Annotated in this window: 19 protein-coding genes and 2 tRNA genes; 14 read left to right on the forward strand and 7 right to left on the reverse strand. The window is 34.9% G+C overall.

What is annotated here, in order from left to right; all coding sequences use genetic code 11:
• Positions 1 to 752 precede the first annotated feature (752 nt).
• Together A9G24_RS02850 and trhP are read left to right on the forward strand one after the other, a co-directional pair.
• A tRNA-Cys gene (locus A9G24_RS02850) sits at positions 753 to 826 on the forward strand.
• A 718-nt stretch (positions 827 to 1,544) separates the two neighbouring features.
• Positions 1,545 to 2,888, forward strand: coding sequence for a prephenate-dependent tRNA uridine(34) hydroxylase TrhP (gene trhP, locus A9G24_RS02855; RefSeq protein WP_065637682.1), 1,344 nt, complete (start codon positions 1,545 to 1,547; stop codon positions 2,886 to 2,888).
• Between the two features lie 53 nt (positions 2,889 to 2,941).
• Here trhP and proA read toward each other — a convergent pair whose 3' ends face one another.
• The 6 genes from proA to gpt all read right to left on the reverse strand — a co-directional run bounded on the left by proA (position 2,942) and on the right by gpt (position 8,227).
• A complete protein-coding gene (gene proA / locus A9G24_RS02860; RefSeq protein ID WP_065637683.1) occupies positions 2,942 to 4,195 on the reverse strand; it encodes a glutamate-5-semialdehyde dehydrogenase in 1,254 nt (417 codons plus the stop codon).
• A 306-nt stretch (positions 4,196 to 4,501) separates the two neighbouring features.
• Complete coding sequence (locus A9G24_RS02865; RefSeq protein WP_065637684.1) at positions 4,502 to 4,921, reverse strand: hypothetical protein; 420 nt, start codon at positions 4,919 to 4,921, stop codon at positions 4,502 to 4,504.
• 36 nt (positions 4,922 to 4,957) lie between these two features.
• Complete coding sequence (locus tag A9G24_RS02870; RefSeq protein ID WP_065637685.1) at positions 4,958 to 5,254, reverse strand: hypothetical protein; 297 nt, start codon at positions 5,252 to 5,254, stop codon at positions 4,958 to 4,960.
• A gap of 22 nt (positions 5,255 to 5,276) precedes the next feature.
• Positions 5,277 to 6,383 (reverse strand): glutamate 5-kinase, encoded by a 1,107-nt coding sequence (gene proB / locus A9G24_RS02875; RefSeq protein WP_065637686.1) that lies wholly within the window; start codon positions 6,381 to 6,383, stop codon positions 5,277 to 5,279.
• A 27-nt stretch (positions 6,384 to 6,410) separates the two neighbouring features.
• Positions 6,411 to 7,667, reverse strand: a complete 1,257-nt coding sequence (locus tag A9G24_RS02880) for an alpha/beta hydrolase (protein WP_065637687.1) — start codon at positions 7,665 to 7,667, stop codon at positions 6,411 to 6,413.
• A 23-nt stretch (positions 7,668 to 7,690) separates the two neighbouring features.
• Positions 7,691 to 8,227, reverse strand: coding sequence for a xanthine phosphoribosyltransferase (gene gpt / locus A9G24_RS02885; RefSeq protein WP_081296926.1), 537 nt, complete (start codon positions 8,225 to 8,227; stop codon positions 7,691 to 7,693).
• A 145-nt stretch (positions 8,228 to 8,372) separates the two neighbouring features.
• Between gpt and A9G24_RS02890 the strand changes: the two genes are divergently transcribed.
• From A9G24_RS02890 to serC, 6 genes are all read left to right on the forward strand, one after another.
• A complete protein-coding gene (locus tag A9G24_RS02890; protein ID WP_065637688.1) occupies positions 8,373 to 9,836 on the forward strand; it encodes an aminoacyl-histidine dipeptidase in 1,464 nt (487 codons plus the stop codon).
• A 238-nt stretch (positions 9,837 to 10,074) separates the two neighbouring features.
• Complete coding sequence (gene argC / locus A9G24_RS02895) at positions 10,075 to 11,085, forward strand: N-acetyl-gamma-glutamyl-phosphate reductase (protein WP_065637689.1); 1,011 nt, start codon at positions 10,075 to 10,077, stop codon at positions 11,083 to 11,085.
• A 79-nt stretch (positions 11,086 to 11,164) separates the two neighbouring features.
• A complete protein-coding gene (gene argB / locus A9G24_RS02900; protein WP_065637690.1) occupies positions 11,165 to 11,944 on the forward strand; it encodes an acetylglutamate kinase in 780 nt (259 codons plus the stop codon).
• Positions 11,945 to 12,048: 104 nt separating this feature from the next.
• Entirely contained in the window at positions 12,049 to 13,299 is a 1,251-nt protein-coding gene (locus A9G24_RS02905) for an argininosuccinate synthase (RefSeq protein WP_065637691.1), read from the forward strand.
• Positions 13,300 to 13,419: 120 nt separating this feature from the next.
• Entirely contained in the window at positions 13,420 to 14,793 is a 1,374-nt protein-coding gene (gene argH, locus A9G24_RS02910) for an argininosuccinate lyase (protein ID WP_065637692.1), read from the forward strand.
• A gap of 160 nt (positions 14,794 to 14,953) precedes the next feature.
• On the forward strand, positions 14,954 to 16,039 hold the full coding sequence (serC, locus tag A9G24_RS02915) for a 3-phosphoserine/phosphohydroxythreonine transaminase (protein WP_065637693.1): 1,086 nt from the start codon (positions 14,954 to 14,956) through the stop codon (positions 16,037 to 16,039).
• A gap of 75 nt (positions 16,040 to 16,114) precedes the next feature.
• Here serC and A9G24_RS02920 read toward each other — a convergent pair whose 3' ends face one another.
• Positions 16,115 to 16,474 carry a DUF4156 domain-containing protein gene (locus A9G24_RS02920; RefSeq protein WP_065637694.1) on the reverse strand — a complete coding sequence of 120 codons (360 nt, stop codon included), beginning with the start codon at positions 16,472 to 16,474 and terminating at the stop codon, positions 16,115 to 16,117.
• Positions 16,475 to 16,690: 216 nt separating this feature from the next.
• Between A9G24_RS02920 and A9G24_RS02925 the strand changes: the two genes are divergently transcribed.
• The 6 genes from A9G24_RS02925 to A9G24_RS02950 all read left to right on the forward strand — a co-directional run bounded on the left by A9G24_RS02925 (position 16,691) and on the right by A9G24_RS02950 (position 22,607).
• Positions 16,691 to 16,767 (forward strand) — tRNA-Ile (locus A9G24_RS02925).
• Between the two features lie 55 nt (positions 16,768 to 16,822).
• The gene (locus A9G24_RS02930) at positions 16,823 to 17,719 is read left to right on the forward strand and encodes a ParA family protein (protein ID WP_065637695.1); all 897 of its coding nucleotides are present in this window, start codon (positions 16,823 to 16,825) and stop codon (positions 17,717 to 17,719) included.
• 41 nt (positions 17,720 to 17,760) lie between these two features.
• On the forward strand, positions 17,761 to 19,092 hold the full coding sequence (locus A9G24_RS02935; protein ID WP_065637696.1) for a replicative DNA helicase: 1,332 nt from the start codon (positions 17,761 to 17,763) through the stop codon (positions 19,090 to 19,092).
• Between the two features lie 16 nt (positions 19,093 to 19,108).
• Positions 19,109 to 20,764: a ParB family protein gene (locus A9G24_RS02940; RefSeq protein ID WP_176701154.1), complete on the forward strand. Its 1,656-nt coding sequence runs from the start codon at positions 19,109 to 19,111 to the stop codon at positions 20,762 to 20,764.
• Between the two features lie 23 nt (positions 20,765 to 20,787).
• On the forward strand, positions 20,788 to 21,381 hold the full coding sequence (locus tag A9G24_RS02945; protein ID WP_065637698.1) for an STY4526/YPO1902 family pathogenicity island replication protein: 594 nt from the start codon (positions 20,788 to 20,790) through the stop codon (positions 21,379 to 21,381).
• Between the two features lie 5 nt (positions 21,382 to 21,386).
• On the forward strand, positions 21,387 to 22,607 hold the full coding sequence (locus A9G24_RS02950) for an STY4528 family pathogenicity island replication protein (RefSeq protein ID WP_065582940.1): 1,221 nt from the start codon (positions 21,387 to 21,389) through the stop codon (positions 22,605 to 22,607).
• The last annotated feature ends 581 nt before the right edge of the window (positions 22,608 to 23,188 follow it).

Here is a 23,188-nt window from a genome sequence, read left to right on the forward strand (position 1 = left end):
CTTCAGCTTCTTTTAAAATAGCGACGATTTGATGTTCAGTCATTTTTTTCATAATTGAATCCTCTTTTACTTTTATCATAGAGAATTTTCTACTTTTTTGCTGTACTATTTTAGGGGATAGTTACACTGATAGCCTTATTGTCAAACAATTAGGTGGTGGTGATTTTTCACATATTGGCATGATCATATCGACCTTACCCGAGTTCATAATTCCTGAATTAGCCGAAAAATATGCTATAGCAAGACCTAATTTTTATCTGATATACAACAACAGCAAATTGTCGATAAGCTTCTAACTAAGCAAGGTAAAACCTTTATTAAATGGTGTTTATTTATTCCCCAACGCATTTGCAAATTATCCGGATATTACTTGGATCTACAAATATCCAGAAAGACTATAATAACTTGTCATGAACGCTATAAGAGTTGGTCTAGCATGAAATAAAATTGAACCATATTTAGTGCGATCTTAGTTTGTAGACAATGCTATATACTGAGGCTACAGTTAGATTTCAATATTATGCGAGCTGTTTAGTAATAAGATTACGCTATAGAGTAAAAGACACCCTAATAGCGCCGATAGTTGCGCTTTTCATTTATAAGACATTAAGTTTTTAAAACTTGTGTCCAAAGTAAATAGATTTTTAATAATCAAATAAAAAAGAAGTGACTGCTGTAATTATAATCTATTTGAACTTGACGACTAATAAAGCCAATGCTAATATTTGCACCCTATTCAGATAGACCTGTACGGCGCGTTGGCAGAGTGGCCATGCTGCGGATTGCAAATCCGTCTACCTCGGTTCGACTCCGGGACGCGCCTCCATTTAAATCAATCTTTTGCTATTTTTTGTAATCACATTTTTTCAATTTTGCAATCTAACTTATCAATTTTAACTATGAGCTACTTTAATTATCATGCGAAAGCGAAGAAGTTAATCAAAGATGGTTGCCTTATCAGGTATGAGTTTGTAGATAATTGGAATGGTATCAAGCCTGCGTTAGTTTTATATTTTAAAGAGGCTAATCCCATGCCAATTAGAGAATATCGATGGAATGAATATTTACCATTGTTGAGTAATGGGGAGAATTTATTAAGATAAATGGCTTTTCTTAATAAAGCATTAGGCTGATATGTTGAAGTAATATTTATTTTTCAAGTGCTAATGCTCAAATCACTATCCCCTCCATAATACTTTGTGTAGCATTAGTTTAATCTTTGAATTTTTTCCTTAATTTATTTCCATTTTGTTAAGTTATGTTCAAACTAATTTTATTATTGTAATAGGTATTGCGCCATGCGGTTTTGCCTAAAAAGAATGATTGAAAATTAAAAGAGTGAGAAACATTCGTAAATTTGTTCGAGGCTAGTCTAATCATATTGATTAATAAAAACACATTTTTAATGAGTGTAGTTTTTGCGTTAAATAGTTTGACTATATAATAAATTTGCCAACTGATAGGCTAAAGCGTAAAATGCCCATCCTATTTTGCTTAATCTATTACTAATTAGTAATACTGACCTGAAATCAGAGGCATTTTTAATGACAAATTTATATGCAAAACCAGAATTACTTTCTCCTGCTGGTTCTTTAAAAAATATGCGCTATGCATTTGCATATGGTGCAGATGCAGTTTATGCAGGGCAACCCCGATATAGTTTGCGGGTTCGTAATAATGAATTTAATCATGAAAATTTAGCGATCGGCATTGACGAAGCTCATGCCCAAGGCAAAAAGTTTTATGTAGTGGTTAATATAGCACCGCATAACTCTAAGTTAAAAACTTTTATTCGCGATTTAGAACCAATTGTAAACATGAAACCCGATGCCTTTATCATGTCAGATCCAGGTTTAATTATGTTAGTACGCGAACACTTTCCTGATATGGAAATTCATTTATCGGTACAATCTAACGCAGTTAACTGGGCAACGGTAAAATTTTGGAATCAAATGGGGTTAACTCGTGTTGTGTTATCTCGTGAATTATCACTTGATGAAATTGCTGAAATTCGTGAAAAAGTACCCGAAATGGAGCTTGAAGTGTTTATCCATGGTGCACTTTGTATGGCTTATTCTGGACGTTGTCTGCTTTCTGGTTATATTAATAAGCGTGATTCAAACCAAGGCACTTGTACTAATGCTTGCCGTTGGGAATATAAAGTTGCAGAAGGCAAAGAAGATGAAGTAGGGCAAATTGTCCATAAATGCGAACCAATTCCTGTGCAGGAAATTGCTCCTACGTTAGGAATTGGTAAAACTACCAATAAGGTCTTTATGCTTGAAGAATCCGGTAGACCAGGCGAATATATGCAGGCTTTTGAAGATGAACATGGCACTTATATTATGAATTCAAAAGATCTAAGAGCAGTTGAATTGGTGGAGGACTTAACCAAAATTGGCGTACATTCCCTTAAAATAGAAGGGCGCACTAAATCATTTTATTATTGTGCAAGAACGGCGCAAGTGTATCGCCAAGCAATTGATGCGGCAAGTGAAGGTAAACCTTTTGATCCTCGCTTATTAGCTGAACTCGATTCGCTTGCGCATCGCGGTTATACCGAAGGTTTTTTACGTCGTCATAAACATGAAGATATGCAAAATTATGTACATAGCCATTCTGTTTCTGATCGGCAACAGTTTGTCGGTGAATTTAGTGGCCAACGTTTAAATGGCCTTGCCGAGGTCATTGTTAAAAATAAGTTTTCGGTTGGTGATAGTGTTGAAATGATGACGCCAAAAGGCAATAAAACTTTCATTATTGACCGAATGGAAAATAAAAAAGGGCAACCAGTGCCTTCAGGGCTTGGCGACGGTCATATTGTTTATATTCCAATTCCTGAAGAAATCGATTTGAATTTTGCATTATTAATGCGTAATTTTGATTAGTAAATTGGACAATAAAAACTGTTCGGGATAACCGAACAGTAAATCTTATTTTGTTATTGGCGAATTAAATCATCGCCATAACCAATCCACTTATATGTGGTTAAAGCTTCAAGACCCATTGGGCCTCGGGCATGCAGTTTTTGTGTACTAACCGCAACTTCAGCACCTAAGCCAAATTGTCCACCATCAGTAAAACGTGTTGAGGCATTGACATAAACTGCAGCGGCATCAATTTGATTTACGAATTGTTCCGCATTAAGTAGGCTACGTGTTAGAATTGATTCTGAATGACCTGTGCCATATTCACGGATATGTTCTATAGCCAGTTCAAGCGAATCAACAATGAGCACATTTAAATCTTTTGATAACCATTCTTGCTGTAATTCCTCATCTTTAACGGGAAGGACAGTTGCTGTCCCTATTTTTAATATGTCATAACAGCTTAGATCAGCATGTAAAATCACGTTATTATCTGCCATGATCTTGCTGAATTTAGGTAAAAACTGCTCCGCAATATTTCGATGAACTAGTAGCGTTTCAAGCGTATTACAAGTGCTTGGGCGCTGAATTTTGGCATTGACAATAATTGGTAGGGCTTTATCAAAATCAGCAGTTTCATCGACAAAAATATGACAAACACCTATACCGCCAGTAATAACTGGAATTGTTGAATTTTCACGGCATAATTTATGTAAAGATGCACCACCTCGGGGGATAATCATATCAACGTATTTATCGAGTTTAAGCAATTCATGAATATATTTACGATCAGGATCATTAATACATTGAACAGCTGTTTGAGGTAACCCAACTTGTTTTAAGGCTTTTTGGATAACAGAAATTGTGGCTGCATTGGTATTGATTGTTTCTTTTCCACCACGAAGTATTGCAGCATTGCCTGTTTTTAAGCACAAGGCTGCAATATCAATTGTTACATTTGGGCGTGCTTCGTAAATCGCACAAATAACGCCAAGTGGTACTCTATGACGGTGTAACTTTAAGCCATTTTCTAAAGTAGAACCATCAATGATTTGACCAATAGGATCAGTTAATGAAACGACTTTTCGAACATCATTGGCAATAGATGATAGTCGCTCAGGTGTTAATAATAAACGATCTAAAATAGCAGCACTTACTCCTTGCGTTTTAGCCGCTTGGATATCTTGTTTATTCGCTTCAAGGATAATTTCACTATGCTGTTCTAATAACTCTGCAATTATGGTTAAAACTTGATTTTTGGTTGAAGTAGGGCATTGTGCTAATTGGTATGATGCAAGTTTTGCTGCTTTACCCATTTGTTGTAACATTATTATTGTCTCTAAAGTTTATTTTTAAAATTCTACTTGTTAAGCGCTATTTTCTCTAAAATAATTTTTTGCATAACGTTAATATTATATTGAAATTTGCCAAGAAATTTTTATTTCATTATTTACTCGGTGTTTTCCTGCATTTTATTCATCTTTAATGCCGATGATAGATATCAAAAATATACTTTCCTTGAAAAGAAGTAAAATCTAAGTAGGATATAACAATAATATTTTTCTATTTAAGTATGCTGTATGAATAAAAATAAGAGCAAAGAACAGTGCTTCTTTGCTCTAATAAGCATCAATTTATGACTCTTTATCTTTTAAAACTGTATGTAAAATATTTAAAAGTTCTGTTTTTGTGTCATTATCTAAAACACTTAAAGATATCTTTAAAGTAGATTCCTGTTTACTTATTTTATTACAGTATTCTATAAATATTTTTTTAGGCTCATATCTAACAGATTTAATTTCATCGAAAAGCACGCTTATATCGCTTTTTACTGGTGCAGGTCTGAGTGTAATAAAATCTTCACCAATGGTAATATATACCATAAAATATTGCCAAATTGATATGACTAGTACCAATAGTAACAAAGTAGTGTTATACCATAATTCTGGAGCTATGACTAACATTACTATGATAGCAATAATACAAACGAAAATACGGAACATAGCCAAATATCGTGCATAAAATTGTTTAATGGTTTGATTTTTTGATTCCATTTTTTTATTCTATATATTGTAATATCCTTTTATGTTCTAAAAATTGCGTCTTTCATCTAAAGATCTTGCATTTTCTTGACTCATAATTTTTCTTCCACCGAAAACACCAATCAATCCTAAAGGTACAAAAAAAATACTACCTATAATGATTAATACACCTCCAATTTTTTTATTGTTTGTTGCAATAATTAATCCTATAGTAGCAACCAAAGCAAAAATAATAGCAAATGGTAAAAGTGTCCGAGATGCCTCATCATAGTTTAATGAAGCATTAAGATAAAATATTAATACTGCCAACCAATTGGCAATTATGCCACCAATAGCTAATACCATAATTTTCTTTCCTTGTTGTTTATTATTTAATTATCATATCGTCACGGTGAACAGCAACGTGACCATATTCATAGCCAATAATTTGACTAATTTCTTGAGAATGATGCCCAGCAATTTGTCTTAAAGCATCACTGTTATAACGACTGACACCGCGCGCAATGCGTTTACCAGATTTATCGCAAATATCAATAACTTCACCACGAGAAAAATCTTGTTGTACATTGATAATCCCTTTAGGCAATAGTGAACTACCATTATTTAATATTGCATTAACCGCACCATCATCTAATTGTACTATGCCAGCTTTAGGAGCACCAAAAAGCCAGTGTTTTCGATGTTCTAAAGGCGTTTTTTGAGGAAGAAATCGTGTACCGACAGGGTGATTATTGATAATATCAATAATCACATTGGCTCTGTTTCCTGCCGCAATCACTACTTCAATACCCGCACTGCCAGCAATTTTTGCTGCTTGTAGTTTTGTTGTCATACCTCCAGTGCCAAGCCCCGAAACACTATCACCAGCAATGCTGAGTAATTTATCATCAATATGATCGACTTCATGAATTAACTTGGCACTTTTATCTGATCTTGGATCGGCTGTATAGAGGCCTTCAATGTCGGTTAATAAAATCAGCTTATCGGCTTCGGCTAAAATAGCGGCTAGCGCTGATAAATTATCATTATCGCCAACTTTTATTTCGGCGGTTGCAACAGCGTCATTTTCGTTAATAACTGGAATGATATGATTATCCAACATGGCTTTTAACACATCTTGCGCATTTAAAAATCGCTCACGATCTTCAAGGTCGGCACGGGTAAGTAACATTTGGCCAATATAGATTTTATAGATAGAAAACAGTTGTTCCCAAAGCTGTATTAATTTACTTTGGCCAACCGATGCGAGCAATTGTTTTGATGCAACAGTATTAGGTAGAGTCGGGAAGTTTAAGTATTCGCGACCTGCTGCAATTGCGCCAGAAGTAACAATAATAACTTTATGTCCATCTTTATGTAAACATGCACATTGTCTTATCAGCTCAACTATTCGTGCCCGATCGAGTTGTTTTGTGCCATCAGTTAACACACTGGTACCTAATTTAACAACAATTTGTTGTTTTTTATTGATCATAACATTGCTCTTAGTTTAAATCGTGAATTATAAAATAGACTCTATCCATTGGACTGATTGAGTTAACGCTTGATGCAAACTTTTTTGTAACTGTTTTTTAGACACTGTTACTACTTTATTTTGCTTAATTGAATGAATCAATTTTGCTTCACAAAGATTACTTAGCTTATCATCCTCAAAGATGATATTCATCACCGGTACATGGCAAGCATGAGTTAAAAGTCCTTGATTTTTTAGTGAAAAGTATTTCAATTCTGCCGCTAATTGCTGATTAGATATCGAAGGTAATGCCAAGCGACTTGCGAGCATATCTTTGTAGCTATTAGGTAGATTTTTTTGCAGCTCATTATCAACAAAAATTTGGTGAACAAATGGAGTGAAGTTAAACAACCCTTTTATTTTATTTGGCATTAAATAGGCCAAACGTGTAGCAATATGCGAACCAAAACGAAAGCCTGCAACAAAAACACGATGATCATCAACCCATGGCACAGAGGACAATTGCTCTAATATAGCTTGATGAATTAGGCTACTATTTTGTGTTAAAGCAAAGTTACGGCTATATCCAACTGTCGGTAAATCAACGGTTAACATAGCAAATCCTTGAGGGGCTAAAAACTCACTAAAATAACGATAATAATCGATCTGTAAATTGCCTAGTGCATTACAAATTAGCACAACTGGGCAAGCCTTTCCAGTTTTTGGTAGATGCAAAATTGCTTTGACGCTACGATTATCAACTTTAAATTCAAGTTCCTTAATTAAAAATGGTGAAAAATTAAGGGCTTTTGCATAAGCTTGATAAGCACAAGTTTGGGCATACATTGCCAGACCATCATTTTTGAAATGTGGATAACTGGCAATACTTGAAAATTCACTGGCTATAAGGTAATAATTGAGTAAATTATTTTTATCTTCATTGGTAAGATTTGTTCTAACAATCGACTCTGCTTTTGCTTGCCAGATTGCTGCTTGGTTTAAAAATTCATAAACCCAGTTACCAGATTGATAACCAACAACCGTGTCTAACCAGTTATCATTTGTATGATGTCTAGTTGAAGCGGCAATTTTGGATAAAACCGCTTCAGCTTCTAATTTAGGTAATCCACGCCAATGCCACAAAATGGGATTAATAATACGATACCATCTTGAATCAATTTCTCCATCTAAGGCGCTAATACTACTACCATCACTACTATCAATTCGATTGATAAGTGTTGATGTTTCAGGATAATCAAATTGTGGTTTGAATATCTGTGCCGTTAGATTTTCGGTAGTTGCCATAACAACCTTAATTTCCTTATTGATTATTTATGATCACAAATTGGTTTAACGAACATGACGCCTGTATCCCAAGGTTGTTCGATCCAAGTATCTTGATCGATATCAACAACATAATCATCAACAAGTGGTTTACCTGCTGGTTTTGCAAAAATAGTAACAAAGTGTGCTTTTGGATACATTTCGCGGATAGTATGAGCGGTGTTACCCGTATCGACTAAATCGTCAACGACAATAAAGCCTTCACCATCTCCATTTGCCTGTTTTAATATTAGTTTTTCGCGTTGATGATCATGATCGTAACTTGAAATACAAACCGTATCGACATAACGAATACTTAATTCACGCGCTAAGATCGCCGCTGGCACTAATCCGCCACGACTAACGGCAATAATACCCTTCCATTGATTAGCTGGTAATAAGCGTTCTGAAAGTTGGCGTCCATAGGATTGTAACATTTCCCAAGTAACATTGAATTTTTTCTTCTCAGCAATAAGTTCTGCTTTGTGTTGTTTTTTTGCTTGGATTTCTGCTTCTGTTAATAAAGTTTGTTCTGTTGACATGTGTAACCTGCAATTTTAATCGGATGTACGAATAAATAAATATTAATGGATTAAAAATAGATGTAAAATTGCACCTTATTATAGAGTGATTAGTAAAAAAAAACCACTCATTAATTTATTACTTACTTAATATTGAGGTTAAATTATGCTTTCTACCTTAACACCCAAATTGGTTTGGCAGATTTTTGATGATATCTGTAAAATTCCGCATCCATCTCACCATGAACAAATGATAACCAAATATATTGTCGATTTTGCTAATACCCATAATATTGATTGTAAACTTGATCAAGTGGGTAATATTTTACTCACTAAATCCGCTACCAAAGGCATGGAAGCATGCCCGTCAATTGCATTACAAGCACACATGGATATGGTGCCACAAAAAAACGAAGGCACGAGTCACAATTTTTTAACCGACCCAATTCAAGCTTATGTTGATGGTGAATGGGTAAAAGCCAAAGGTACAACATTAGGTGCAGATAACGGAGTTGGGCTTGCATCTGCGTTAGCTGTTTTAATCGATCCAGCTGTTGAACATGGGCCGATTGAAGTGTTGATAACGGTATCAGAAGAAACCGGCATGCACGGCGCCTTTGGTTTACAACCAAATTGGTTAAAAAGCCACTATTTAATTAACACTGATTCTGAAGACGAAGGCGAAATATTTACTGGTTGCGCTGGCGGTGTTGAGTTTACCACAACGTTTGCCGTTACTTATGCAGTAATACCTGAAAAACATGATTGTTATATGAGCATTTCGCTTAAAGGGTTAAAAGGTGGGCATTCAGGTTGTGATATTCACCTTGGTCGTGGTAACGCAATTAAATTAATGGCTCGTTTTTTATCGCAATATGCACAAGATATCTCGTTTAGATTAGCCGATATAAAAGGCGGATCATTGCGCAATGCTATTCCAAGAGAAGCCTTTGCTGAAATCACATTAAATAAACAAGATTTACCTAAATTAGAAGCTATTGTTAAACAATATCAAACTATTTTACACAGTGAATTAGGTCATGCAGAGCCTGCTATCGAAATCATTTTATCAGAGGTTGAAACCAATAAAGTAAAACGTGTATTAACCACTGAACATCAAAATAAGATCATTAATTGGTTAAATACAGCACCTAATGGTGTGGTTAGAATGAGTGATCAGCTTCATGGTGTGGTTGAAACATCACTCAATTTCGGTATTGTTAATATTGAAGATAACCAACTTAATGCCCATTTTTTAATTCGCTCTCAAGTTGATAGTGCTAAAGATGCCGTTGTATCAACATTGATATCTCTTAGTCAACTCGTGAATGCCAATTATGAAATAAGTGGTGGTTATTCAGGATGGGAACCTAATTTAGATTCACAATTACTTAAACTAGCTAAAGATAAATATCTCGAAATTTTTTCTCAGCAAGCAAAAATAATGGTGATCCATGCAGGGCTTGAATGTGGTTTATTTAAACAAGGTTATCCAAATATGGATATGATTTCAATTGGGCCAACGATTGTTTCGCCACATTCACCAGACGAAAAAGTTAACATACAAAGTGTTTACCGCTATTGGGAATTATTGATAGCGATATTAAAATCGGCAAGTTTTTTAAAATAATCTAACGCGTACCTGCCGATCTTTATCGGTAGGTATTTAGAGTTGTTTGCTTGTATTTACTCAAGAAAATAAAAATCATAAAGTAGATTCGCTTAAAATATTAGGACAAAATCCCCAAAAAACAAAAATGAAATTAAATTCATAAAAAGTGAATAAAAATTCATTTTGACACTTGTAATAGCCTTATAAATAACCTACTATATACAAATTATTGTATAAAAAATAGATAAGGATAGGTATGTTAAAGGCCATTATTGTAGGAGCAAGTGGTTATGCTGGTGCAAAATTAGCTTATTATTTACATAAGCATCCGCATATAGAGCTTATTGCTTTAACAGTATCAGAAAACAGCCAAGATGGTGGCAAGCTCATTTCTGATTACGATTTACATCCCCAGTTAAAAGGTGTTGTTGATTTACCGCTTATAGCCACTGCCGATTATTCCGCTTATATTAATGATGTCGATATGGTTTTTTTAGCTACTGAACATGCCGTTAGTCACACTATTGCCCCTTATTTCTTAGAACATGGTTGTACCGTTTTTGATTTATCCGGTGCATTTAGAGTCAATTCCGCCACTTTTTATTCTGATTATTATGGCTTCACCCATCAACACCCAAAATGGTTAGACAAAGCCGTTTATGGCTTAGCTGAATGGAATAGTGAACAGATCAAAAGTGCTCAACTTATTGCGGTACCAGGGTGTTATCCTACAGCTTCACAATTACCACTAAAACCACTAATTGAGGAGGGTCTATTAGATAATTCACAATGGCCTGTTATTAATGCCGTCAGTGGTGTAAGTGGAGCAGGGCGAAAACCTTCGCATAATAATATATTTTGCGAAGTGAGCTTACATGCTTATGGGTTATTTACTCATCGCCATCAACCCGAAATTGCAACACATTTAGGTCAAGAAGTGATCTTTACACCTCATTTAGGTAGTTTTAAACAAGGTATTCATGCCACAATAACTTGCCGAGTAAAAGAGGGCGTAACATCACAAGATATTCTTACGGCTTTAAATAAATATTACCAAAATAAACCTTTAATTAGAGTCTATCAAAAAGATTGGCCGGCATTAAAATCTGTCATTGGTTTGCCTTATTGTGATATTGGTTTTGTATTAAAAGATCGCCATTTAATATTAATTTCTGTTGAAGACAACTTATTAAAAGGTGCAGCAGCACAAGCAGTGCAGTGTATGAATATTCGATATGGTTTTGATGAAACCACATCATTATTATAAAAATGGATGAAATTATATTTAAATTCTGTAAAAAATTATTGAATAAATTAGCAGTAAGTTAAATTAATAGGAAACTAAAATGAAACCATTAATTATAAAGCTTGGTGGTGTATTACTTGATAACAAAGATGCCTTAAATAAATTATTTGTTGTTATTAGTGAATATAAAAAGAATTTTCAACGGCCATTAATTATTGTGCATGGTGGCGGTACAGTGGTCGATTCACTAATGGATAGACTCTCTTTACCCGTGGTACGTCGAAACGGGCTACGAGTCACCCCTGCTGACCAAATTGACGTTATTGTCGGTAGCCTTGCTGGCAGTGCCAATACCACTTTATTGTCAGAAGCTAAAAAACAGCAAATAGCCAGTGTGGGACTCTGCTTAGCTGATGGTAATAGTGTAGAAGTCAAACAAATTTCGGAAGATCTTGGTTATGTAGGCGAAGCCAAAACCGGCGATCCTACATTAATAAACCTACTTATTAATGCCGGTTACTTACCCATTATCAGCTCGATTGGTATCACTGAAGAAGGGCAAATGATGAATGTCAATGCCGATCACGCTGCGGTTGCGCTAGCTAAAACCTTAAATGCTGACTTGATATTGCTATCTGATGTGGTTGGTGTACTTGATGAAAATAAACAACGCATTGAATCACTAACGCAATCACAAGCTGATCAACTGATTGCCAAAGGTATTATTACAGAGGGTATGGTCGTAAAAGTCAATTCCGCTTTTGAAGCTGCCAAAGCCTTAGGACGACCGATTGCAATTGCTAGTTGGAAAGAGTCTGACCAACTGATTAAATTATTTAACGGACAATCAGATACTACAGGCACAAGAATAATTGCTTAAATATTAAGCTGCTAGTATATTAAGCTAGTTAGTTATATTTAACGTTTAAAAGTAGAGGTCTTTAACTCATTTTTTATCGTAAGTTAATTTAGAAAGGGTGTAGAATGAAAAAAAGTGGAACAAAAAAAGTTGTATTGGCTTATTCAGGTGGTTTGGATACATCGGCGATTATTCCTTGGTTAAAAGAAAATTATGGCGGGTGTGAAGTTTATGCATTCGTTGCTAATGTAGGTCAAGATCCAAAAGAATTAAAAGATGTAGAAAAAAAAGCTAAAGCATCGGGTGCAGTTGCTTGTAAAGTTGTTGATTTACGAGAAGAATTTGTTAAAGACTATGTGTACCCTGTCTTAAAAACAGGGGCTTTATACGAAGGTACCTATTATCTTGGTACCTCGATGGCTCGTCCAATTATTGCTAAAGCACAAGTTGAGTATGCGCTAGAGGTTGGTGCTGATACATTATGCCATGGAGCAACGGGTAAAGGTAATGACCAAGTACGTTTTGAAACCACTTATACCGCACTCGCGCCACAGCTTAAAGTGATTGCACCTTGGCGTGAATGGGATCTACGTTCACGTGAAGCATTAATTGATTATTTAAAAGTCCGTAAAATTCCAACTACCGCAACTGTTGAAAAAATTTACAGCCGTGACGAAAACGCATGGCATATCTCAACCGAAGGCGGCGTGTTAGAAAGCACATGGAACCAAGCTAACGCTGATTGCTGGGCTTGGACTGTTTCGCCAGAAGAAGCGCCAGACAAACCAGAATTGGTGACCATTGGTATTGAAAAAGGTGAAGTGGTTTCAGTCAATGGTAAAAAATTATCGCCTTACAACTGTGTTGCAACATTAAATAAAATTGGTGCAAAACATGGTATTGGACGAGTTGATATTATTGAAAACCGCCTAGTTGGCATTAAATCACGTGGTTGTTATGAAACGCCTGGTGGCGCAATCATGATGACAGCATTACGCGGTTTAGAACAATTAATCTTAGATCGTGACAGCTTTAAATGGCGCGTACAACTTGGTTTAGAAATGGCTTACGTTGTTTACGATGGACGCTGGTTTTCTCCATATCGTCGATCAATTCAAGCTGCAGCCGAAGTTTTAGCGCAAGATATGACAGGTGAAGTAGTGGTTAAACTTTATAAAGGTAATGCGACTGCGGTACAAAAGCAATCACCCAATAGCTTATACAGCGAAGAGTTTGCCACATTTGGTGAAGATGAAGTTTATGATCATAGCCATGCTGGTGGGTTTATTCGTCTATTCTCGTTATCATCACGTATACGTGCATTAAATGAAGAAAAGCAAAAACAACCTGCAAAAAAGCGAGAAAGTAAAAGCTAATGCGCAAATAAAATAGTGATAATTATAAATATATACAGGTTAAATCCTGTATATATTATTTTTATTCTTGATAAAATTTAAATTATTTAAGCAATTATTGAAGATAATATTGAGGTAATTATGGCATTATGGGGGGGACGTTTTAGTCAAGCGGCAGATCAACGATTTAAGCATTTTAATGATTCATTGCGCTTTGACTATCGTCTTGCAGAGCAAGATATCATGGCTTCAATTGCTTGGTCAAAAGCATTGGTGACGGTTAACGTTATATCTTATGATGAACAAAAAAAATTAGAAAAAGCCTTAAATGAATTACTAATTTCGGTTAAACAAGATCCCAAACAGATTTTACAAAGTGATACCGAAGATATACACAGTTGGGTCGAACAAAAACTGATCGAAAAAATTGGCGACTTAGGTAAAAAATTACATACCGGTCGAAGCCGTAACGACCAATCAACGACCGATTTAAAACTATGGTGTAAAGATCAAATCCCTTACTTAATTAGTGCGATTCATCACTTGCAACAATCTCTAGTTATAACTGCCGAACAGCATCAAAATGCCATTATGCCCGGTTACACCCACTTGCAACGTGCTCAACCAATTACTTTTGCGCACTGGTGCTTAGCCTATTTTGAAATGCTTAGTCGTGATGTCAGCCGCTTACAAGATACACTAAAACGCTTAGACGTTAGCCCATTAGGCTCAGGTGCATTAGCCGGAACCGCCTATCCAATGGATCGTGAGCAATTGGCGCATTGGTTAGGGTTTACTCAAGCAACTAATAACAGTTTAGATTCGGTGTCTGATCGTGATCATATTGTTGAATTATTAAATAACGCCTCAATAGGAATGATACACCTATCGCGTTTTGCTGAAGATCTTATTATTTTCAACAGTGGCGAAGCCAATTTTGTTGAACTATCAGATCGTGTGACTTCAGGATCTTCACTCATGCCACAAAAAAAGAATCCTGATGCATTAGAACTGATTCGTGGCAAAGTAGGGCGGGTTACGGGGGCTCTAATGGGAACACTCATGACTATCAAAGGTTTACCGCTTGCTTATAATAAAGATCTACAAGAAGACAAAGAACACCTATTTGATGCGCTCGACACTTGGCAAGAATGTTTAGATATGGCCACACTAGTGTTAGAAGATATCAAAATTAACTATACAAACTGCCAAGAAGCCGCCAAACAAGGCTATTCTAATGCAACTGAACTTGCTGATTATTTAGTTGCCAAAGGCATACCATTCCGCGAAGCTCACCACATTGTTGGCGAAGCCGTTGTTGATGCGATAGCAAAGCAAAAAGCACTCGAAGAACTCTCACTTGCCGAACTACAAAAATTCAGCCCTGTTATCAATAGTGATGTCTATTCAATATTATCATTAGAATCATGCTTAGCTAAACGCTGTGCGAAAGGCGGCGTTGCATTACAGCAGGTAAAATCAGCGATTGAAGTTGCCAAGCAACAACTTTCATAATCACCTATATCAATCTAATTACAACCATGCCGGCATTCGCCGGTGTTTTTATACTAAAACACATGGTTTTCTGAAACTTTTTTACAAAAAATCTGATTGTATATCTGTCCATACAGTGTAAAAATAGAATACTTTTTTGAATGGATTAAAGTGAATCGCAATGAATAAAAGTTATAACTTTAGTGCAGGTCCTGCAAAATTGCCTGCTGATGTATTAAAGCAAGTGCAAACTGAATTATTAAATTGGCGTAATACAGGTGCATCGGTTATGGAATTAAGCCATAGAGGTAAAGATTTTGATGCATGTGCTATTGAAGCCTCTAACGACCTGCGTGAAATTTTAAACATCCCTAATAATTACAAAATCCTTTATTGCCAAGGTGGTGCCAGAGCACAATTTGCCGCAGTTCCATTAAACATCTTAGGTAACAAAACCCGTGCAGACTATATTAACAGCGGTTATTGGAGCCAATGCGCAGCTAAAGAAGCTAGCAAATATTGCCAAATTAATGAACAAAATGTTGTTATCAAAGAATATGGAATAACAGCTATCAAACCTATGTCAGAATGGCAATTAAATGATAATGCCGCCTATGTACACTATTGCCCAAACGAAACAATCGATGGAGTTCAAATCTTTGAAGAGCCCAACTTTGGCAATAAAACCGTGGTTGCTGACTTATCATCATGCATATTATCGCAACCTATTGATGTAAGCCGATATGGCATTATTTATGCCGGTGCACAAAAAAATATTGGTCCATCAGGCATTACCATTGTTATTGTGCGTGAAGATCTTATTGGTTATGCGCAAAAAATACTACCATCAGTATTAGATTACAAAATTTTATTAGACAACGATTCCATGTTTAACACGCCTCCTACATTTGCATGGTATATGTCGGGCTTAGTGTTTAAATGGATAAAAAGCCTTGGCGGACTAAAAGCAATGCAGCAACGAAACCAAGCCAAAGCGCAATTACTATACCAATTTATCGATCAATCCGATTTTTATCGAAATGCTGTCGCAACAGCGAATCGATCAATTATGAATGTCACTTTCTTGTCGCCAAATGAAGAACTAGATAAAAAATTTGTAAGCGAAGCAACTCAAGCTAACATTATTGGCATCAAAGGTCACCGTATTGCAGGTGGAATGCGTGCATCCATTTATAATGCGATGGATCAAGAAGGAGTGAATTATTTAATTGACTTTATGCAGCAATTTGAAAAACAAAATGGTTAAATTAATTCAAGATATTATAATTCATTAATACCAATAAGAAAGGGAGGCAAAGCTCCCTTTCTTATTTAACTAGCTTTATTTACAACTATAAACATCACCAACCATAACTGCATCTGTTGGCGCTATATCCGAAATATATTGCATAGAAGCATCTTGTGCGTTATAAATCACATTCCCCCCCATTGCAGCAGCCTTATTCATCAGCTCAGAAGCTGCATCGCGAATTAGCTCGCTATGAGTCTTTAGACCAGAAAAGAAACTACTACGACGTCCTTCTGCTTTACCTAATAATTGACAAGAAGCCGCAGGCTTAGTATCAATAAACTGAACTTGACTACCAGCAGAAGTCGGTTGATATTTAGAGCCACTACAAGCACCTAAAAGCAAGGTTGCAAACATCGTAACACCAATAAATAATAATTTTTTAATAGACATAACATTCCCTCAACCAATAAAATAACGAACAATAATAAACCAAATTATTGTATCAGTTTAATTAAACAAAAAATATCAGTAATTAGACTTGCATAAAATCCAATAAATTACAGTTTAATAAATAATCAAACCAACCTATTTTATTAATTAACTATAGCAAATTTGATTCAACTCTATTATAATCATAACTCTACTAACTCAGTAGCACATCCAAAAGGCCCCTTAGCTCAGTTGGTCAGAGCAGTCGACTCATAATCGATTGGTCACTGGTTCAAGTCCAGTAGGGGCCACCATCAATATCATGATTTTAATGTTTAATAAATTTTTAATTTTTTAAGGGTTAATATCATGAAAAAAAATGCAACAGTGATCACTATAGCCGATACGAAAGGCGGTTCTACCAAATCTACCACAGCAGTTAATATTGCTGCATTTATAGCACATTCGGGGTTAAAAACACTATTACTGGATTTTGATTTAGAGCAGCCTACAGCTTGTTCATATTTTCCATTGCAAAAAGAGGCTCCGTATGGCGTTTATGAGTTTCTTATAATGCATGAAACAGATTTAGATAAACTAATATCTGAGACAACAACACAAAAATTAGATGTTATGTCATCAAACAGCGTTAGACAAGAAATCGTTTCACATTTAAACGCTTCGGCCGATGGTATTATCCGTTTAAAATCATGCTTAAAACTTCTCAAAAGTGAGTATGATGTGATAGTCATTGATACTGTAGGAACAATTGATCCTACTGTTAACATGGCAGTACTTGCTTCTGATGTGGTTTTATCTCCGCTAGATCCTTCCATGCCAGGCGTTCGAGAATATCTACGGGGTACTATTTCTAATTTGTTTAGAAGTTTGATTCCTTTCACTGACTACGGAATAGAATTACCTCTTGTTTATACGTTTTTTAATCGAGTAGAAGAAAATAATGATTGCCGTCGTATAAAAGAACTTTTTAATCAACAAATCAAATCTCTGCCACCATTACCTTTTCAAATTACTGTTTTAGATAAAGATATTAAAAAGAAAAATAGTTACAAAGTTGCAGCATCACTCGGTATTGCAGCATTTCAACATTATACCGAACCAACAAATAAAGTAGCTCATCCGTATAAAATAACAAAAGCCCAAGCCCAAAGTATCAAAGATGATATTTATTATTTGTGTCAACACCTATTACCTGGGTACAAATCACAATTTGATGCATTTATGAAAACCGAAATTGCTCATTAATCATTTTTATTTCTGTTCACAATAAATAACAAGGTGATTATATGAATAAGCAATTTTATTCTAATGATACTGAGCGATCGGTACTGGGTGCATTATTAATCGATAATAGCTGTATTGATGATACATTTGAAATAAATGTGGATGATTTTTATATACCACAACACAAATTGATCTTTAATGCTACAGTTTCTTTAATTCAAGAAGGTAAGCATGCTGATATTCTGACTGTATCTCAGGCTCTTTCCGAAGAACAACTAAAAAATTGCGGAGGGTTAGCATATTTAGCTGAGTTGAGTAGAGATACACCGCGAGCAACAAATTTTAAACACTACGCATCAATTTTACGCAATTATACAAAAGCTCGTAGTGCAAATAATATTGCAAAGACATTGATAAAAAATCTCACAAAAGCGTCATTTAGTAATTCAGACAGCAGTAATCAGATTATAGCACAAACTGAATCAGAACTATTTCAACTTGGGCACGATGTAGAAAATCAAAATGAACAACGTATACCTGAATTATTGACTAATGTCATGAATTTCTTAGAAACAGAACACAACCCATTTATTCCAACAGGTTTTAAAAATTTGGATTCTAAAATAGGTGGGTTGGAACCCAAGGAAATTACAATTATTGCCGCAAGACCTTCCATGGGGAAAACAGCATTTCTTATTTCATTGATTTACAATCATATAGTAGCTCTTAATAATGATCCTAATTTACAGATACAACCTATTTTTGTTTTTAGTCTAGAAATGGATGCACAATCGTTGATGTTGCGATTATTATCAGCATTATCTCATGTACCATTTATCGATATAAAGAATAAAAATCTGGATGATAGTGATTACGGAAAAATTTCTGATGCGATTGCAATTTTATTGAAATTAAAAAATATTCTGATTATTGATGATAATGCGTATTTAACACCCAGCATTTTTAGACGTAAAGTTCAGCGTTATACACGCTTATATGGTCAACCAACATTTGTTGCAGTTGATTATGTGCAGTTAATGTCATCAGGTGAAAAAAACAATGAAAATCGTGCTGTTGAAGTGGGAAATATTAGTAGACAGCTAAAAATTCATTGTAAAGATTTCAATATTCCCTTAGTTCTGCTTTCACAATTAAACAGGTCTGTAGAATCCCGTTCTGATAAACGTCCTCTTTTATCTGATTTAAAGGAGTCGGGTAGCCTTGAACAAGATGCAACAACAGTAATATTGCTATATCGGGATGATGTTTATAACGAAAATAGCGAAGTTAAGGGAACTGGTGAATTAATTGTGGCCAAAGCACGTAATGCAGCTACTGGTAAAGTAGCAGTCAAATTTGATGGGCCATATATGCATTATCAAAATTTATCTTAAAGGAAATATTAATATTATGGTAGAACAAAAATCGTCTGTTGATGTTATGCGTGAGCGTATGTCTATAGGTTTTCCTGATGGGGATCGTGCAACCACTAAAATCACATTGAATGAAATGCCTATGCGAGTCAATCTTGATGAGTTGAGGCCAAGCCAAGTATTACCTCGTTTGAAAAAAAATGAATCATATGAAGATATCAAAGAATCTATTCGAAAAAAAGGGCTTGATCATACTCCTGCTATTACAAAAATGCCAGGAGAGGAAGGGTATGTGATTTCTGATGGGGGAAATACACGATTACAAATTTTGAAAGAGTTGTATGAAGAAACAGGTGACAAACGATTTTATACAATTAATTGTATTTTTAGACCTTGGGGCGGAGAGCTGAAATCCATTGTTGGACATTTAACTGAAAATGGCCTTCGTAGCGATTATACATTTATAGAAAAAGCATTGGGTGTTTCAAAAAGCAAAGCCTTATATGAAAAGGAAGCTGGCAAACAATTATCTTCAAGAGAGTTGAGTGAGTGTTTAAAAAATCATGGATATCCTATTTCACATGCATTGATCAACAAGATGCTCAATACCGTTGATTATTTGTATCCACATATTCCTGAGGTTCTGAAATTAGGGTTAAGTCGAAATCAAATTGAAAAAATTCTAATGTTAAGAAGTATATGTTGGGATTTATATAAACGTTCCGAAAAATATGATGACGATGATGCCTTTGTTGAAGGTTTTAATTTAGTATTAAGTGAGTTTGATTATGAGCCAGAATTATTTAGTTATGAACGTTTGCAAGACGAGATGTTTGGTTATTTTGCGAAATTGTTGGGAATTAGCTATCAGCTTTTTGAATTTGAATTAGAGGAAAAAAACCATAAAGGGATAAAGAAAAACTTGCCACCAATCGATGTTAGCAAAAATGAGGCTAATACTGAACAAGGTGAGGGGAATAAATTGGAAGTTGCACCAATATTAAAAGGTCAATTGCAACAGGATATTTCATCAGAAACTAATGTTAGTAGCCAACAATCAACTAAAGTTGACTCAATTTCATTAAAAAGAGAGATAAATCCAACAATCATATCCGATGATGAGCCTGAATCGGAAACTACTGTAAGTTCCTCTTATACTGTTTTACCTAGTGGTGATATTACTGTTCATGACGGGGCAGTTGATGTTGAATCAGTTATGGAAGACATAATTAAAAGTACTGATTTAACTAAAATTAATCCTTATGCATATAGTGTTAGTGCTAATTTAAATACGTATGGAAAAACGGAAAGAACGCCTATTTTAGATATTTGGAAACTGCCAGAGGAAGCTACTAATTATGAATATGTTTTTCGTGATATTGCAGGACATGTACTTGATATTTTTGATGAGCTAGGCATCAACAACCAATCCTTTGCATTTTCAATTGACGATGAAGATAAATCAAAATTACCTGTTATTGCATTTAATCCTCTTTCTACAGAAGATGAAGTGGATAGCAAAAAACACAACGCATATAAACTATTATTATCATTACTTACGGGGCAAACAAGTGAACCTATAAATATACATTATTTAATTACTGAATTCAATGATTTTATAGTGATTAAATTTTTACGAATTATTCGACTGTTCAGAGTTTATAACGAGTTTTTAAATAAACAACATTATTAAATATAGAAAATATAGGGTATATCATGGTAAGTGTCAGTAATAATATAAATTTAGCGATCCTGAATATGGTCCATAATTTTATTAATGAAGGAAAGATCCAATCATTAATTGAAATGGGATTTACAATAGAACACCTAAAACAAATGAAAGAATTGAGTTATTCACAAATTACTTATATTGCAAACTCACCCGTACTATTGATTCAAGTTACCATAGATACAAAATTATTTGATGTTGTATTGGCAAGAGCAAAAGAATTTGAAGAAAGAGGCCATATTATTGATAAAGCACATTCACTGGGTGCATCTATAGAAATTTTAAATAAATATTTTGGGTTATCAACATCTGATATTAGTTGTTCAAGAAAACTAAAGGATTTAACAGTATCGAAAGGACGTTTTAGGAAACCCTACGAAGTCGAAAAAATAGCTATCTGGGAACAATGGCAGCTTAAAAAAAATGAAAACCCAGATATTGAAATAAATGATGATTTGAATCGTTTATTAGTTTATATGGATATTACTCAACATGTTTCGATGATGAGCGATGATAATACTGAGCCGTTAACATTGACATCGGTAATTAAAGAACTAGAGCCATTAATCAATTTAAATTAAATATTATGGTAGATTTTGAGAATCAAATTAGCGTATTACGTAATGCATTAGTTGAGCAGAAGACAAATAGCATTTCCTCTGATGAAAAAATTGCTATGTTTTTTGCTGGCCATCAATATGACTCAATGCCTCGTGCATTATTAGAAGATGATTCAATTACATCATTAGATAAATATGCATGGCAGCGTTTATATATTGAATTGCAGAAATACACGCATAGTAATTATTTCCCGACTTACGATAATTTACAAAAATTATGGGGAAATCAAGGCGGTACATTATCTAGGAAAACTGTACGAGAAATACTGTCTAGGTTAGTTTTATCAGGCTGGTTGTCAATTAGAATGATTCGAAGTAACAATGGACAAATAATGGGAAATATTTATATCCTTCATAATACAGCACTACCCGTTGAGAGAATTATTGATGACAGTGTTATACATATTTTAACATCATTGTTAAATAAAAGTAGCATTACAAAATCATTAGCAATTCTTGCATACAATCTAATCAACGAATATACCAATAAAAGCACTCAACCTAATAAAGACATTTTCTTGCACATTAACGATGCAAAAAATGAAAGCAATATAAATTACAAATTTAATAATATTGCATCATCGTTACTCACTCACTTACAAAATTTATTAAGTTCCCAAAAGAAACTAAGTGAAAAAACACCAAGTTTCCAAAAGGAACTAAGTGAAAAACAACTAAGTTCCAAAAGTGAACTAAGTAAAAAACAACTAAGTTCCAAAAAGAAACTACCTAAAAAATCATTAAGTTACGAATCATGTAACAGTACTACTAGTAGTAGTAGTATATATAGTAGTACTACTACTAATAATAATAGTGATGTTTTATTAGATTTAAATGTTCCAGACAATATTAAAGGCAATATTGGTGTTCAAGGATTAAATGATGTTATAAGTGCGATATATAAAAATAATTTAGACATCCAAGTTGCCAATAAGATATTAAAAAATATCTCTATGAAAGATATGACTAAAATTAAAAACATGACGGCTTATCTTGTAACAAATATACAAAAAGCAGCCCGAGGTGAATATAACCACATTAATCATCAGGAGACTTCAAAAATAATGTTAAATACCGCAATAGATAAAGTATCTGAAACACCTGTTGAACAGAAGAAAGTAATTAGCAAAGCAAGGATAGATGAGCTTTTCAGCCCAATAAAAAACATTCTGTATGATATTCATTAAACAAAAATTGGATTTGCTGTTACGGGGGGTTACAGCTAGCTGAGTAGTCCAATTACTGTAACGGGGGGTTACAGTGAACTAAGTAGTTAATTTACTGTAACGGGGGTTTACAGCTAGCTGAGTGGTTAGTCTCTGTAAAGGGGGGTTACAACTAGCTGAGTAGTCCAATTACTGTAACGGGGGGTTACAACTAGCTGAGTGGTTAATCTCTGTAACGGGGGTTTACAGCTAGCTGAGTAGTTAATCTCTGTAACGGGGGGTTACAACTAGCTGAGTGGTTAATCTCTGTTACGGGGGGCAACAGCTAGCTGGAGACAACATCTATCCCTAAAAGGCCTTTTAAAGGTAATAGAGTAAATGAGATTGTTTACTGTTACGGGGGGGCAACAGCTAGCTAGGTGGTTAATCTCTGTAACGGGGGGTTACAGCTAGCTGGGTAGTTCAATTACTGTAACGGGGGGTTACAGTGAACTAAGTAGTTAATTTACTGTAACGGGGGTTTACAGCTAGCTGAGTGGTTAGTCTCTGTAACGGGGGGTTACAACTAGCTGAGTGGTTAATTTCTGTAACGGGGGGTTACA

The organism is Gilliamella sp. App6-5 (assembly GCF_001690525.1).
GTDB lineage: Bacteria > Pseudomonadota > Gammaproteobacteria > Enterobacterales > Orbaceae > Gilliamella > Gilliamella apicola_H.